The organism is Ruminobacter amylophilus (genome assembly GCF_900115655.1).
GTDB lineage: Bacteria > Pseudomonadota > Gammaproteobacteria > Enterobacterales > Succinivibrionaceae > Ruminobacter > Ruminobacter amylophilus.
In genome coordinates this window covers 1-15637 of sequence record NZ_FOXF01000054.1, presented here as the reverse complement: position 1 = coordinate 15637, position 15637 = coordinate 1, and the positions used below count along the sequence as shown (strand labels likewise).

Sequence of the window (15637 nt, the reverse complement as noted above, 5' to 3'; positions counted from 1 at the left end):
GTACTAATGACCCGAGAGGCTTAACCATACAACGCTCAAGAAGTTTTAAGGCGCTTGTGAGTATTGAGAAGGGCTCGGATAAGTAAGCTGATAAATTGTACAGGATACGCCTGGTAAAGATAGTGCTGTTGAACCACCTGTTCCCATTCCGAACACAGAAGTGAAAAGCGGTCACGCCGATGGTAGTGTAGCATTCGCTATGTGAGAGTAGGTCATTGCCAGGCATTTTTTTTATGCGGAGCGGTAGTTCAGCTTGGTTAGAATGCCTGCCTGTCACGCAGGAGGTCGCGGGTTCGAGCCCCGTCCGTTCCGCCACTAATTCAGAGGACCGACTTTTACAGTCGGTTTTTTTGTTTCTACTGTATAGCTTTTATTTTCTGGGCTTAGTATATTCTCAGTAACTTATATGAATTTTCCAATTTAACACGGATAGACAACGTCTGATGAATTAACTTGTAATGGTATGGTTCAGTTCGTTGATTTGCTTTAGTGGCGCTTTTTTTGTACATATAAAGCAAAAAATCCAGTCGAATAGTAGACTGGATTCTATTTCAGTTATTCTGTATGTTATGAATCGTAGAAGTTAAGACCTTTGTCTGTTACGAGTCTTGTTGTTTTAGGATACTCAAATGTTTCAGATTTATCTGCGTTAGCTTCCAGATAGTCTGCAAATCTTGCTGCATACCATTTTGCCATGTTGAGATTGTGTAACAGGTAGTTACCGCAGTTTTCTGCTGTTGCTCCTGGTACTTCTTCATAATTTTCGACGGATCTGAATGCATTGAGAAGTAAGTTGAAGATTTCTTTGGAAGGTCTATTACCTTTCAGAATAAGGTAGAAACCTGTAAGACATCCCATTGGTCCCCAGTAAATAATTTCATCTTTCCACTGCGGTTCATTTCTGAGGTATGTGGCAATGACGTGTTCTAGCGAATGCATTGCTGACACATCTACAGCAGGTTCTCTGTTCGGTCTTGTTACTCTTACATCATATGTTGTAATTACGTGATCGCCTAATTTGTCCTGGCGACTGATGAATATTCCCGGTACTATGCGGGTGTGGTCAACGGAAAAGCTTGGTATAAGATCCATAGCGATTTCTCCTTTTATACGTTTTTGAGTATATCCTGAATCAAATATTCTGGAATATACCATATTATCTTGATTGTAACTTGTCGGTAATAATATCAAATTATGATTAACTCGGCCACATACATCTATGATAACTGCATGCGTCTTCAATCAGGTATTTGATAAGGTTTAATTTCGTAATGTTAAAAAAAGAGCTGTCAATATCGGATGACAGCTCTTGATAAATGTGGTTAAACAATATGTGCAAATAATTTATGCATTCTGATTCAGAGTCTGATATATCTGTTAGTTATCAAACATCTGAGTAGAAAGGTATCTGTCGCCGGTATCAGGTAAAATTACAACAATGCGCTTACCTGCATTTTCAGGTCTCTTGGCTAATACCTTGGCGGCATGTAAAGCTGCGCCTGAAGAAATACCTACTAACAGACCTTCAGTTCTGGCAATTTCTCTGCCGGATTCAAATGCGGCTTCATTTTCTACAGTGATGATTTCATCGTAGATCTTGGTATCTAATGTGTCAGGTACGAAGCCTGCACCGATACCCTGAATCTTGTGAGGACCTGAAGTTCCCTTTGATAAAACAGGGGAAGATGCAGGTTCAACAGCAACAACCTTAACGTTAGGATTCTTTTCCTTAAGGAACTTGCCCGCACCGGTAAGAGTACCACCTGTACCAATACCAGCTACGAAAATATCTACGCGACCATCAGTGTCTTCCCAGATTTCAGGACCGGTTGTTCTGTAGTGAGTTTCAGGGTTGGCTGCATTGGTGAACTGACTTGGAATAAAGCTGTTCGGAATAGTTGCAGCTAATTCCTGAGCCTTGGCAATAGCACCCTTCATGCCTTTGTTGCCATCGGTTAATTCTACCTGCGCACCGTAAGCCTTAAGAAGGTTACGACGTTCGATACTCATGGTTTCAGGCATTGTAAGAATTGCCTTGTATCCCTTTGCTGAGGCGAAAAGAGCCAGACCGATACCTGTATTACCGCTGGTTGGTTCGATAATAACAGCGCCTTCCTTGATTAAGCCTTTCTTTTCGGCATCTTCAATCATTGATAAGGCAATACGATCCTTGATAGAGCCAGAAGGATTGAAATATTCAACTTTGGCTACAATTTCTGCTGAAAGATTGTTGAGCTTCTCAACTTTGTTCAGACGAACCAGAGGGGTGCGTCCTACTAATTCGGTTACATCATTATGGATTGTCATTTTTATTTCCTGTTTTGTTATGTTTTTGTAAATTTGATATAATTCATATCGGGAAGATATGAATTATTCTAAAACTGATATTATTAAATGTCAATAACTGTTTTATATTTATTGTAATCTTCTTGGGTTTTATCTAAATAACTTATGTCCTGTGAATCATTGAATCATAAAAAACTTCTTTTTAAATAATGATTTCCATAAATATCAGTATGATTTCAGGTGGTCATACAAGAGTATGTGATAAACTGTTAAACTGAAAAATTTATTTACAGTTTCAGATGAAGCGGATTCAGAATGAGAATGTGTTTTATCTTATTCTGTAAGGCATTGTCACTAAAGCTTTGAAAACATTTATCTAACAAATAATATATAAAAATAATAATATTTTTCATCAAATCTTAAATATTTATCTCTGATTGCTATTTACAGAAAACTTTTTTTGGCAAAATCTCAATGCGTAATTGCTAAAATACACGTTTAAGTGATAATATTAGCAAGATGAATGAAAATTCTTGAAATTGGATTTGTATCGCAGTCTTAGGTGTTTACATAAGATTGTGCGTTTGTATAAAACGACTTGCGTATACTTTTTTATTAGAACATATTAGTGAAGCATATCTATGAAAAGTTTAATTCTTGTAACCTCTCCTCCAGCTTGTGGAAAGACTTATGTTTCAAAGTCTATCGCCAAGAGACTCGATCATGTTGTTTATCTTGATAAGGATACTTTAATTGTTCTTTCAAAGCAGATCTTTAAGGTAGCAAATCAGGAATACAACCGCAGTTCTGATTTCTTTGAAGAAAACATTCGTGACTACGAATACTATGCTGTTCTTGATTTGGCATTTGAAGCATTAGAATACGAAGATAATGTATTAATTAATGCTCCATTTACCCGTGAAATCAGAGATCCTGCATACGTTGCAGATTTAAGAGCTAAGCTTGCAAAGATTGGTGCAAGATTAGTTATTATCTGGGTAGAAACTTCACCTGAGACCTGTCATCGTCGCATGATTGAAAGAAACTCAAGTCGCGATACCTGGAAGCTTGAACATTGGGATGAATACATTTCCCGTTGCAACTTCAATATGCCAAAGGATATTGGAGAAGTGCACGTATTCAAGAACAATGACGGAGCTGAATTTGACGAATCATTAGAGGAAATTGCCAAGTTATTAAATTAATTCTTTAATTTAAGGCTGGTATTGAATTTTTTTGATATGTGTCTGAAGAGAAGACTGTATGTATTATATACAGTCTTCTTTTTTTTTATGTGTAAAGCATTGTCTGCAAATGGTGATATTTGCAGGTACTAATGATTTATCGTAATTATTTTTCTGGAATAATTGAAAAAAACCGGAAAACATTCGTTTTCCGGTTACTGCCAATGTTTGATATTAGTTGAACGATTCGCTGGCTATATCGTTTGATATATCCATATAATTGTTTTCATAATTGTAGTCAGGGGACTCTGTCAGTGCGAGTGAATTAACCGCAATAAAAAATACGGCCAGACAGCTCAGGCAGATAACATGACCTTTGAATGATGAACTGCTGAACTTTTCAATCAGATTAAGCACAGGAATGAGGGCAAAAACGTAGCAGAGTGACAGCGTATTGCTGTAGAGTGTATAAGGACTTACTGCTACGAATAGCACGATGGCCGCCAGCATTATGAGACATATGATTTTCAGATATGACAACTGACGGTCTTCTGAAAAGTTTCTGAAAAACAGAGGTTTTATTTCCTTAATCATTACATAGTTTGCAATAAGACTTATAAGGATTGATGCAATTCCGATAACAATCAGAACAGAACGCCATATGTTCATGCAGACATTCTGAATGTTTTCACTGTCACTTGCCCATGAAAAACCTGTCTTGAACAGAATTTCACTCTGAAATATTGTTGAACTGTAACGTACCCAGTATATAAGGCTCTTGAAAAGCGGGTATACGTGTATTGTGCCGTAACCAGGATAGTGATAGGTATGATTTACGTATATAGCTGATTCCTCATCCAGATTTAACTGCTGTACGTAAGGAACCATGATTACGGCAATCATTGCCAGAGAAGTTATAAGACCGCTTATATTTAAATGTATGGTCTTTTTAATCCATAGCAGTATGGAGGTGAGTAACAGTACTCCCCACGCCGGGCTGAGAGCGAGACACCACAGAATTGAAAATGTATGGAGAACTGTCCACAGGAACGTTGAGCTTCTCGGCTGTCCGCTTCGGGTTAACTTCATAATGCTTACCAGATATCCTGCAACACCAAGCTGGATGTATGCATCTGAACCTAACCCAGTGTTGTAGAGCAGCCAAGGGGACAGCAGAAACAGTACCGTAAACCACAGCATTGTGCTCGGGCTGAATAGCTTTCCCAGTTCTTTATATATTATAAGGAATGCCAGTAATCTCAGGATTATCAGCAGAATGACAGGTGAAACCGTGTTTTCCCATACATTCATAGGTGCTGAAACAAGCACTGTTTTCAGTGAATCACTGGTAAGATCCAGAGTCTGTTTTGAGTAATGATTGTATACCCCTTCAGAAAGCATGAGATATCCTTCTGAATTTGTATCAAGCTCTTGATTCAGACTGTAGAAGCAGGCCAGAATTATATGAAATATAACGACTGCCGTAATGACAGTGCGCGTAGCTAATTTGTTCATGACTTTGTAGTGTGTTTATGAATGTTATTACGACAGGTCTTCAAAATAAGGATAGCTGTGTCTGTAATCCATGTTTTTAAGGTACCGTCTTATTGTATCCAGGGCAATGAAGGAAATAACCAGATATTTTCTTCCCGATAACCCCTTGTAGAGTAATTTTCGTTTAAATTGCTCTTTTTTGTCAACATCAAAAAAGCTAATAAATATCATGTTTTCATTATGTGAATCCGTATCTATCGTTACAACAAATCGGCATGTCCCGTTAGTAAAAAAATCCCTGTTGTTAAAAAGATGAACGGATTTCTTCATAATGTCGGTAAAACAAGACTGTTTGCTATCGGTTGAGTTGCTGAAATCGAAAAAATTATCATTTTTATTTTGGGATGCAGGAATACTGCTGCTGACGACTATACATCTTCCCGTGAGAAATTTTGATACTTCTATCGGTAATCTCCCTTGTGTGACATTATCAATAAAAAAAACTGCTTTATTGTTATCTGTAAGATATTTCTTAACATCGCTGAAGAGCTTATCCTCAGATTCCGCGCCTATAAGACAGTCACCGGCATGTCTGATAATAAGATTTTCCGTTTCTGAAATTTCATCTAGGGTTGCATTTCTTCCGATTGCTTTTATTTCCACAAAACCAGGGGTGGCTCTGTATCCGATGGTAATACTGTCAGGAACAGGTTCCCGGCTTAGTGCTCGGCCTATTGTTGATTCGGAAATGCCGTATACAAAAAATCTGTTTACGGACATGACTGGCTGCCTGTTTTCTGTATCTGAGAATACTTCATGAATAATATCCGGCAGAATGTGATTATCCAGCATTTTTGTGTACTCGGCAGGTACACCTGGTGTGAAGTAGAATAATGCCTTACCTATTTTCATTTTGAATCCGCATGCTGTGCCGAATGGGTTGGGTATTACCTCGGCTCCACGCGGTAAAAAAGCCTGTTTACTGTTGTTATCAGTGAGTTTTATGCCTCTGATTTTCTGCCATTGTTTCAGGTGCTCGAGGCATTGATTGCTGATTTCGAGAGGCTGACCTGAGACAATTGATGCGGCTTCCGCGGTAAGATCATCAGTTGTCGGTCCGAGTCCGCCGTTTACCAGAACGATATCCGCAGTTTTTGATCTTTCCTTAAAAACCTCGGTCAGCTCGTCCATGCTGTCTCCGACTCCAGTATGTCTTGTCAGGAAAAGTCCAGATTCCAGCAGACGTGATGCAAAGAAACCTGTGTTGGTGTCAGTAACAAAACCTGTCATTATCTCGTCTCCGGTGGAAATCATTTCAATTCGCATATTCAAATCCTCTGAAATGTATAGGGAACCTGCTTTTTATGATCTTATTTTACGCTTTGCGATAGAAAGTGTTCCATGAAAAAATTTATGCTTTTTTCGGGGGCGTTAATGGTACGAAAAACATGCTATACATCACATTAACTGTATATTTAGTGTATAATTGCTGTCATTACTTATTTGTTGTTTTTTAGCTGGTATACAACGGAAGTTTACGGGGATTATTTCTCTGGTAAGTGACTGAGTCCGCTGTTTTCAGCATTACGTGTTAATTGAGAGGTGCCAAACCATGCCTATTATGATTCCTGATGCATTACCTGCTGCCGGTATTTTGACTGCTGAAAAGGTGTTTGTCATGACTGAGAGTCGCGCAGTGCACCAAGATATAAGACCTTTGAAGCTGCTTATTCTGAACCTGATGCCTAAAAAGATTGAGACAGAAACACAGTTTCTGCGCAAGCTTTCCAATACTCCAATTCAGGTTATTGTCGATCTGCTGCGTATAGATGATCATGTTTCAAAGAATACTCCAAAGGCTCATCTTGATACCTTTTATCAGAGATTTGATGATGTACGTGATCAGTACTACGACGGCATGATCATTACCGGTGCTCCATTGGGAAAGGTTCCTTTTGAAGAGGTTAAGTACTGGGATACCCTGGTTGAAATCATGAAGTGGTCAAAGGAACATGTGACCTGCACAATGTTCAACTGCTGGGCTGTTCAGGCTGCTCTGAATGTTTTTTATGATTTGCCAAAGCAGACCAGAACCGTGAAGCTTTCAGGTGTGTACAGACACAGAAGATCTACAAGTTCAGATCCTTTAATCAGAGGTTTTGATGATTTTTTCCTGGCACCTCATTCACGTTTTGCTAATTTTGAAACCAAGTACATTGAAGAAAATACGGATCTTGAAATTCTTGCCGATTCTGATGAAACCGGTGTTTATCTGGCTGTTTCACCTGACAGAAGTCAGGTGTTTGTAACCGGTCATCCGGAATATGATGCGCAGACTCTGGATAACGAATACAGAAGAGATATCAATGCGGGGCTGAATCCTTCAATTCCGGTTAACTATTATCCAAACAACGATCCGCAGAATGTGCCGCTGTGTACATGGAAGAGTCATGCTTATCTGCTGTTTGCCAACTGGATTAACTACTACGTATACCAGAATACACCATATGATCTCGAAACCAAGAGAAAACCGGCGTAACGGAATAAGTTTGAATTTTGATATTGGTTAGATTTAGGTAAAGCAAATAATGAACAGCCTTAGAGAAACAACTTTGACAGAGTCCATTAAAAAAGAACTTTCCGAAAGAATTATGGTTCTTGACGGGGCTATGGGAACAATGATCCAGTCATATGGATTAACTGAACAGGACTACCGCGGAGAGCTTTTTAAGGATTCTGAATGCGATCTCAAAGGCTGTAATGATTTGCTGTGTCTTACCAAACCTGAAGTGATCTCAGCCATACATCAGGCTTATCTTGATGCAGGGGCTGATATCATTGAAACCAACAGCTTTAATGCAACTCCCATTCCTTTATCAGATTACAATGTTTCAGGGTATACCTACGAGATAAACAAAACATCGGCTGAACTGGCAAAGAAAGCAGCCAGGGAAATGACGCTGAGAACCCCTGAAAAGCCTCGTTTCGTGGCAGGCGTGCTGGGACCTACAAACAGAACCTGTTCAATTTCACCTGACGTAAATGATCCAGGTGCAAGAAATGTCTGTTTTGATGATCTTGTGGAGGGATATGCTCTGGCAACGGAAGGCCTTCTGGACGGCGGGGCAGATCTCATCATCATTGAAACCATTTTTGATACGCTGAATGCCAAGGCCGCTGTATACGCGGTGGAAAGTGTTTCTGAAAAGCGCGGTATTCAGATTCCGGTTATGATTTCCGGTACTATTACCGATGCGTCCGGCAGAACTCTTTCCGGTCAGACCGTTGAAGCGTTCTACAACAGTTTAAGGCATGCAAAGCCTGTATCTTTCGGCTTTAACTGTGCTCTGGGACCGGCTGAACTTGAACCTTACGTAGCCGAGATCTCCGCAAAATGCGAGACTTATGTTTCCGTTCATCCGAATGCAGGTCTGCCTAATGCCTTCGGCGGATATGATCTTACTGCTGAACAGATGCAGGTTTATATCAGAAAATGGGCTGAATCAGGCTATCTTAATATAGTAGGCGGATGCTGCGGCACTACACCTGCTCACATTAAAGCAATTGCCGAGGCCGTAAAAGGACTTCCTCCTAGAGTTCTTCCTGAACTGCCTACCGTCTGTCGTTTGAGCGGACTGGAGGCGCTAAACATAACTCCTGAATCTCTTTTTATAAACGTAGGTGAAAGAACCAATGTTACAGGCAGTGCAAAATTCAGACGTCTCATAAAGGAAGAAAAGTTTGATGAGGCGATTGAGGTTGCCAGAGTACAGGTGGAAAACGGTGCTCAGATTATCGATATCAACATGGATGAAGGCATGATTGATGCGAAGGCTTCAATGATTAAGTATCTGAATCTTATAGCATCTGAACCGGAAATTTCCAAAGTTCCGATTATGATAGACTCATCAAAGTGGGAAGTCATAGAGGCCGGTCTTAAATGTGTTCAGGGCAAGGGGATAGTAAACTCCATTTCCATGAAGGAAGGCGTGGAAAAGTTTCTGGATCATGCCAGAGTGGTCAGACGTTATGGCGCTGCCGTGGTTGTAATGGCATTTGACGAAGTCGGGCAGGCTGATACCTATGATCGTAAGATAGAAATATGTACCAGAGCGTACAGGCTTCTGACTGAGGATGTCGGATTTCCTCCTGAAGACATTATTTTTGACCCTAATATATTTGCCGTGGCAACCGGTATTGAAGAGCACGATAACTATGCTCTCGATTTTATCAATGCTGTCAAGACAATAAAGGAAACACTGCCATATGCCATGATCTCAGGCGGTGTTTCGAACGTATCATTTTCATTCAGAGGCAATGAGCCTTTGAGACAGGCCATTCATACGGTATTTCTGTATCATACCATCAGGAACGGTATGGATATGGGTATTGTCAATGCCGGTCAGCTGTCAGTATATGATGATATCCCCCGTGAGCTTAGAGACAAAGTTGAAGCCGTAATACTCAACACGCATAAAGGCGCCACTGATGAGCTGCTTGCCATTGCTGAAAAATATCGTGCAGGCGGTTCGCTGAAGAAGGAAGAGGCTCAGATTGATCTGTCATGGAGAAGTGAACCTGTCGAAAAAAGAATAGAATATGCTCTTGTCAAAGGCGTTACCGAATATATAGATGAGGATGTTGAAGAGGCAAGACAGAAGGCTTCAAGTCCGGTAGAGGTTATTGAAGGTCCTCTTATGGCTGGTATGAATGTGGTGGGCGATCTGTTTGGTGAAGGTAAAATGTTCCTGCCTCAGGTTGTTAAATCCGCTCGAGTAATGAAAAAAGCCGTTTCATATCTGGAACCGTTCATAAAGGAAAGTAAATCAGGTTCCGGTAGCAACGGTAAAATCCTTATGGCAACCGTAAAAGGTGATGTTCACGATATCGGTAAGAACATTGTATCTGTGGTGCTTCAGTGTAATAACTACGAAATTATTGATCTCGGAGTTATGGTTCCGTGTGAAAAAATCATTGAAACAGCAATTAAGGAAAAGGTTGATTTGATTGGACTTTCAGGTCTGATTACTCCGTCTCTTGATGAAATGGTTCATGTGGCCAGGGAACTTGAGAAGGCTGGTCTGAAAATCCCTGTAATGATTGGCGGTGCAACCACATCCAAGGCTCATACCGCAGTAAAACTGGAAAAGGAATACAGTGCTCCTATTGTTTACGTAAACAATGCCAGCCGCGGTGTAACCATTGCGCAGAGCCTTCTTTCCAAGGAACTTAAACCGGCTTTTGTGAGAAAGCTTAAGGAAGAATATGCTTTTGCAAGACATATTCATGAACTTAAATATTCAAAAATTCAGACTGTTTCTTATGAAACAGCCAATAATAATGCCATAAAGCCCGATTTTACCGTAAGCAAGGCTCCAATGCCAAAAGAACTCGGAGTTAAGGTGCTTGACCTTCACATAAGTGATTTAATCAGGTTCATTGACTGGCAGGCTTATTACAGATCATGGGAATACAAGGAAGACTATCGTAAACTGCTCGGGGGACTTTCTATCAGCACCAAGGCTGAACTCGTAAACAGCGACGGGGAAGTGGTAAACGAAATACCTGCCACTGCAAGTGATACTGCCGTAAGTCTATACCGTGATTCAGTAAAGATGCTTTCCCGTCTTGAAACTGAGAACCTTCTGGGAATAAAAGCTGTATTCGGCCTGTTTAAGGCTCATCGTGAAGGTTTTAATGATGTGGTTCTTGAGACTGAAAACGGTGAACGCAGATTCAATTTCCTGAGAGATCAGAGAGATCTGACGTCAAGACAGCAGCCTAATGGTTCTCTGGCTGACTTCATTGATGAAAAGGATGATGCGATCGGAGCGATGGCGATAAATGCAGGTATTAATCTTGAATCTTCCGTCAGAAAATTCAATGAGGAAGGGGATATGTACAGCAGTATGCTGGTGCAGACACTGAGTTATCGCCTGGCAGAAGCGGCGTCAGCTTATGTTCATTATCTGATTCGAACCAGATACTGGGGATACAGCAATGAGTCTTTGAATGTCGACGATATCCTTAACGGCCGTTTTGATGGTATAAGGCCAGCTATAGGATATCCTTCATGTCCTGATCATAAGGCAAAGCTTGCTTTATGGGATGTTATGCAGGTTGAAGAACGAATCGGATTGAAGATTACCGACGGTTATATGATGAGTCCCGTAAGTGCCGTGTGTGCATATATATTTGCCAACAGCGAAGCAAAATATGTTTCCAACGAATGTATTATGCCAGATCAGCTGAGTGATTATTCATTGAGAACAGGAACTGATATTGCAGAACTTGAGAGACTGCTGAGAAATCATCTTGGTTATATTCCGGAAGGTGCGGAGTCTAACGAGGACGGAAACTGATAAAAATACGGCATTTTAGACAGATTGTGGATAATTGTATATTTTTTAGTCATCCACAAAACTGTGTATAAAGTGTTGTGAATATCTTGTTGAATGCCTTGATTCAGTTGGGTGAGAAAGGTATAAAACAACTTTTTATATAGTTTTGTTTAATATATGTATACGTATCAGTATGCTTAAGACATTGAAGCCTGTGAAAAACTTTAATGTTTTTAAGCTGAATAATTAAAGCCGGTTATGTCTATTAAATAAAAAGTGAAACCGGCTTTTTCCTACATGTTATTACTGAACACTGATTTATTTGGCAGGTTCATCCTTAATTTTAAGGTCAGCAATAAGTTCCTTTGCCTTAACAATATTGCAGTCAGTATTGCTAAGCGGGAAGATTGCCAGTTCAATATTGGAGCTTTCAAGATTGTCTGCCCAGCGTTCAATAAAGATGGCTAAAGAGATTGACTGAGGTTCATAACCGGAAACGTCAGCATTCTGTTCGGCATAGTACTTGGCATAGTTTTCATGACACCATACCGGAATGACGTTGGTAGTGCTGTTGTCATCCTCGTCGCTTTCGGTTTCCATGAAAAGAATGCCCTCATCATTCTTCAGAACAAAAAGTTCGAGTCCCTTCTGAACATTCTTAACGAAATACTGATATCTGTAGTCAGCATTTAATTTCAATGCCGCCTGATATTCTCTGTCAGTTAACTGATATGACATTTTATTTTCCTTATGATTGCTAATTAATACTATTTTTTTAAAATTTTTGCCAGGAACTGGCCGGTATAGGATTCCTTGATTTTTGCAACCTGTTCCGGGGTTCCTTCCGCTATGATTTGTCCACCGCCTTCACCGCCTTCAGGACCGAGATCAATAATATGATCCGCAGATTTAATTACATCAAGATTATGTTCAATTACCACTATGGTATTTCCCTGCTCCCTTAATTTGAACAGTACCTGGAGAAGCATGTTGACATCCTGAAAATGAAGACCTGTTGTCGGTTCGTCCAGAATATACAGAGTTCTGCCCGTATCTTTGCGGGACAGTTCCTTTGCAAGTTTTATTCTCTGGGCTTCACCTCCGGACAGAGTGGTGGCCGGTTGTCCGAGCCTTATATATGCAAGACCGACGTCAGCAAGCGTCTGCAGTTTTTTTCTCAGAGGCGGTATGGCCTCGAAAAATTCCAGTGCTTCATCAACAGTCATATTAAGAATATCTGAAATATTCTTTCCTTTATAGGTAATGTCGAGTGTTTCCTTGTTGTATCTTTTTCCGTTGCATTCATCACAGGTAACGTACACATCCGGGAGAAAGTTCATTTCAACCTTGATTATTCCGTCGCCCTGACAGGCCTCACATCTTCCGCCTTTAATATTAAAGGAAAATCTTCCAGATGTGTAACCTCTGGCTCTAGCTTCCTGGGTCTGGGCAAAAAGTTCTCTTATTGTGGTAAAAAAATCCACATAAGTTGCACAGTTTGATCTCGGCGTTCTTCCTATAGGTGTCTGATCAACATTTATTACCTTGTCAAACAGTTCCAGACCATCTATGGATTTGTACGGGGCCGGTTTGATATTTACCGCACCGTTCAGTCTGCGCTGGGCTATGGCATAAAGCGTATCGTTGATGAGCGTTGATTTGCCGCTGCCTGAAACTCCGGTAATGCACGTGAACAGTCCTTTCGGAATTTTTAAGTCTACACCTTTAAGATTATGTCCAGTGGCATTTTTTACGACAAGGTACTGTTTGTCTGATTTTTTCCTTTTTGGTATGGCAATGGAACACTTGCCGCTCAGGTACTTGCCGGTAACTGAATCCTTGCTTTTTATGATATCTTCCACGGTGCCTTCCGCTACCACGGAGCCACCGTGCTCACCGGCTCCGGGACCGATATCTATTATGTGGTCTGCACGTCTTATGGTATCTTCATCATGTTCGACGACAATGACTGTATTTCCGAGATCTCTTAAATGATAAAGAGATTCAAGCAGCTTCGTATTATCTCTCTGATGAAGTCCTATACTAGGTTCATCCAGAACATACATTACTCCTGTAAGACCTGAACCTATCTGACTGGCAAGTCTTATACGCTGTGCCTCGCCTCCTGATAATGTTTCGGCTGAACGCGACAGGGTTAGGTAGCTTAATCCAACGTTAACCAGGAATGAAAGTCTTTCCCTGATTTCCTTGAGGACTTTGGATGCAATCTGTTCCTGCTGAGGATTAAGTGTCAGATTATTAAAAAACTCCAGTGACTCAGCTATGGTGAGATTACACAGATCAGGAAGATTAATATTGTTGACAAATACGTTACGGTAGGCTTTTTTCAATCTGGCTCCGTTACATTCAGGGCATGGGACCGAGGTTAGGAATCTGGTGTATTCATCCTTTTCATAATCCCTTGCAGTCTGATATTTTCTGGTCATCTGAGGTACGATGCCTTCAAATGATTTTGATGACTTGAATTCAGAACCGTTCCTGAATTTCTGCACAACTTCAATTTCTTTGTCACCGGTACCATAAAATATGATATTAAGAATTTTGGAACTCAGTTTGTTCAGAGGAATATCTAGACTGAATCCGTACTGTTTGGACAGGGCATCCATGGTGGCAAAATTAAAGGTTGATGATGCAGACCATCCTTTGATTGCTCCATCCCTGATAGAAGCCTTATCATCCACAATAAACGCTTCGGGAGTAAAAACTTCCTGAATCCCCAGACCGAGACAGCACGGACAGGCTCCGGCAGGATTGTTGAATGAAAAGTTTCTTGGTTCTATCTCTGATACAGAATATCCGCACTCAGGACAGGAGTATTTGGATGAAAATTCGAGAGGTGGAAAATCATCTGTCATGGAAACGACTGAGGCCAGCCCGTCACTTAATTTCAAGGCTCGTTCAAGAGAGTCAGAGATTCTTATTCTGCTGCTTTCATCAGTTTTTATTTTGAGTCTGTCAACAACTACTTCAATGGTATGTTTCTTCTGAAGATCCAGAGTAGGGGGATCACTGAGGTCGTAGGTATCATTATCGATACGTACTCGTATATATCCGTCTCTGGCAAGATTGTCCAGAAGCACTTTATATTCTCCTTTTCTGTTTCTGACAACAGGGGAAAGGATCATTATTTTTGAATCTTCCGGCAGGGCAAGACAAGAGTCTATCATCTGTTTCACGGTCTGTGCTTTCAGAACATATCCGTGTTCCGGGCATCGTGCCTCACCGATTCTGGCAAATAGAAGACGCAGATAGTCGTATACTTCAGTTATTGTTCCTACAGTGGATCTTGGATTGTGCGATGTTGATTTCTGTTCTATTGAAATTGCTGGGGATAGACCCTCAATCATTTCAACATCCGGTTTATCCATTAACTGAAGAAACTGTCTTGCATAAGAAGAAAGAGATTCAACATATTTCCTCTGTCCTTCGGCATACAGTGTATCAAACGCCAAAGATGACTTACCGGAACCAGAAAGTCCGGTTATTACGCAGAACCTGTTTTTGGGAATGCGTAAACTGATGTTCTTCAGATTATGGGTTTTTGCCCCTTTTATTATAATTTCGTTATTCATTGTCTTTGTATTGTTCCTGCGCTTGATAATTTAAAATGCTTCTTCCGCTCTGTGTCTATTGTACATGAGTTACTGACTTTATGTTATGTTCATCAGGAGCTTATGACTGTAACTGCCATTCTTATTCAGTGCAGGTTTTGCCATCATGATAATCACGTCATTCCTGAATCCGGTACCAACAATATATAAATTATCATGATTATTGATCAGTTATATAAATAAGCAATACTTTGTTCTGTACAGCTTTGCTACATTGTATGAGTTATATTGATAATATTCAAGTTTATGTCAAAAAATGTTAATACATGGTTAATTATGAATATGGTACCAGGGTAGTTAAGATACAAGTTGCTGTTTAATGTCTGTTTTTGAATGTTTTTCTGTTTTGGACAGTAGGTGGAGGAATGATGTCAGAGGAGAGACCGGAAGAATAATAATCAGTATAGAATTATTATATTGACGAATATTTCGTCATTTTAGGCTGCTGAAAGGCATCCGTTGGATAAAACAATTAGATGATGTCTGTGGATAATCATGGTGGATGATGCTGGTCTATAGCTGAAACAAGATTATTATTCATTTAGAGTAAGACATTGATATTACAGGATATTTCTGCTCTGCATGTTTTATGAAAGAAGGAAATTATCATGAAAAAGACTAAAGGTTTTACCCTCATCGAATTAATGATCGTTATCGCCATCATCGGTATCTTAGCTGCAATCGCTCTTCCTGCATATGC

Annotated in this window: 10 protein-coding genes, 1 tRNA gene and 1 rRNA gene; 6 read left to right on the top strand and 6 right to left on the bottom strand. The window is 40.2% G+C overall.

Annotated elements, in window-relative coordinates; translation table 11 throughout:
• Positions 1 to 109 precede the first annotated feature (109 nt).
• A 5S ribosomal RNA gene (gene rrf, locus BMY80_RS10280) occupies positions 110 to 224 on the top strand.
• Positions 225 to 237: 13 nt separating this feature from the next.
• Positions 238 to 315: transfer RNA gene (locus BMY80_RS10275), tRNA-Asp, on the top strand.
• Positions 316 to 567: 252 nt separating this feature from the next.
• Here BMY80_RS10275 and BMY80_RS10270 read toward each other — a convergent pair.
• Both BMY80_RS10270 and cysK read right to left on the bottom strand, forming a co-directional pair.
• Positions 568 to 1092, bottom strand: coding sequence for an S-ribosylhomocysteine lyase (locus tag BMY80_RS10270; protein WP_031579924.1), 525 nt, complete (start codon positions 1090 to 1092; stop codon positions 568 to 570).
• 285 nt (positions 1093 to 1377) lie between these two features.
• Complete coding sequence (cysK, locus tag BMY80_RS10265) at positions 1378 to 2307, bottom strand: cysteine synthase A (protein ID WP_031579925.1); 930 nt, start codon at positions 2305 to 2307, stop codon at positions 1378 to 1380.
• A 620-nt stretch (positions 2308 to 2927) separates the two neighbouring features.
• On the opposite strand from cysK, the gene BMY80_RS10260 reads away from it, so the two are divergent.
• Positions 2928 to 3491, top strand: coding sequence for a P-loop nucleotide/nucleoside kinase family protein (locus tag BMY80_RS10260; protein WP_031579926.1), 564 nt, complete (start codon positions 2928 to 2930; stop codon positions 3489 to 3491).
• Between the two features lie 213 nt (positions 3492 to 3704).
• Here BMY80_RS10260 and BMY80_RS10255 read toward each other — a convergent pair whose 3' ends face one another.
• Positions 3705 to 4871: a hypothetical protein gene (locus BMY80_RS10255; RefSeq protein ID WP_031579928.1), complete on the bottom strand. Its 1167-nt coding sequence runs from the start codon at positions 4869 to 4871 to the stop codon at positions 3705 to 3707.
• Between the two features lie 141 nt (positions 4872 to 5012).
• The gene (locus BMY80_RS10250; protein ID WP_093143377.1) at positions 5013 to 6290 is read right to left on the bottom strand and encodes a competence/damage-inducible protein A; all 1278 of its coding nucleotides are present in this window, start codon (positions 6288 to 6290) and stop codon (positions 5013 to 5015) included.
• A gap of 286 nt (positions 6291 to 6576) precedes the next feature.
• On the opposite strand from BMY80_RS10250, the gene metA reads away from it, so the two are divergent.
• A complete protein-coding gene (metA, locus tag BMY80_RS10245) occupies positions 6577 to 7503 on the top strand; it encodes a homoserine O-acetyltransferase MetA (protein ID WP_031579930.1) in 927 nt (308 codons plus the stop codon).
• 49 nt (positions 7504 to 7552) lie between these two features.
• A complete protein-coding gene (gene metH, locus BMY80_RS10240) occupies positions 7553 to 11326 on the top strand; it encodes a methionine synthase (RefSeq protein ID WP_093143375.1) in 3774 nt (1257 codons plus the stop codon).
• Between the two features lie 297 nt (positions 11327 to 11623).
• Here metH and BMY80_RS10235 read toward each other — a convergent pair whose 3' ends face one another.
• Together BMY80_RS10235 and uvrA are read right to left on the bottom strand one after the other, a co-directional pair.
• Complete coding sequence (locus BMY80_RS10235) at positions 11624 to 12043, bottom strand: DUF2750 domain-containing protein (protein ID WP_051622018.1); 420 nt, start codon at positions 12041 to 12043, stop codon at positions 11624 to 11626.
• A gap of 29 nt (positions 12044 to 12072) precedes the next feature.
• Positions 12073 to 14898 carry an excinuclease ABC subunit UvrA gene (gene uvrA / locus BMY80_RS10230; protein ID WP_093143372.1) on the bottom strand — a complete coding sequence of 942 codons (2826 nt, stop codon included), beginning with the start codon at positions 14896 to 14898 and terminating at the stop codon, positions 12073 to 12075.
• 647 nt (positions 14899 to 15545) lie between these two features.
• Between uvrA and BMY80_RS10225 the strand changes: the two genes are divergently transcribed.
• Positions 15546 to 15637 (top strand): prepilin-type N-terminal cleavage/methylation domain-containing protein (locus tag BMY80_RS10225; RefSeq protein ID WP_143066518.1); only part of this gene is annotated, 92 nt, incomplete at its 3' end.

Coding starts and splice junctions, on each gene's coding strand:
- BMY80_RS10270 (WP_031579924.1), bottom strand. CDS start 1,092: ATGGATCTTATACCAAGCTTTTCCGTTGACCACACCCGCATAGTACCG.
- cysK (WP_031579925.1), bottom strand. CDS start 2,307: ATGACAATCCATAATGATGTAACCGAATTAGTAGGACGCACCCCTCTG.
- BMY80_RS10260 (WP_031579926.1), top strand. CDS start 2,928: ATGAAAAGTTTAATTCTTGTAACCTCTCCTCCAGCTTGTGGAAAGACT.
- BMY80_RS10255 (WP_031579928.1), bottom strand. CDS start 4,871: ATGCTTTCTGAAGGGGTATACAATCATTACTCAAAACAGACTCTGGAT.
- BMY80_RS10250 (WP_093143377.1), bottom strand. CDS start 6,290: ATGCGAATTGAAATGATTTCCACCGGAGACGAGATAATGACAGGTTTT.
- metA (WP_031579930.1), top strand. CDS start 6,577: ATGCCTATTATGATTCCTGATGCATTACCTGCTGCCGGTATTTTGACT.
- metH (WP_093143375.1), top strand. CDS start 7,553: ATGAACAGCCTTAGAGAAACAACTTTGACAGAGTCCATTAAAAAAGAA.
- BMY80_RS10235 (WP_051622018.1), bottom strand. CDS start 12,043: ATGTCATATCAGTTAACTGACAGAGAATATCAGGCGGCATTGAAATTA.
- uvrA (WP_093143372.1), bottom strand. CDS start 14,898: ATGAATAACGAAATTATAATAAAAGGGGCAAAAACCCATAATCTGAAG.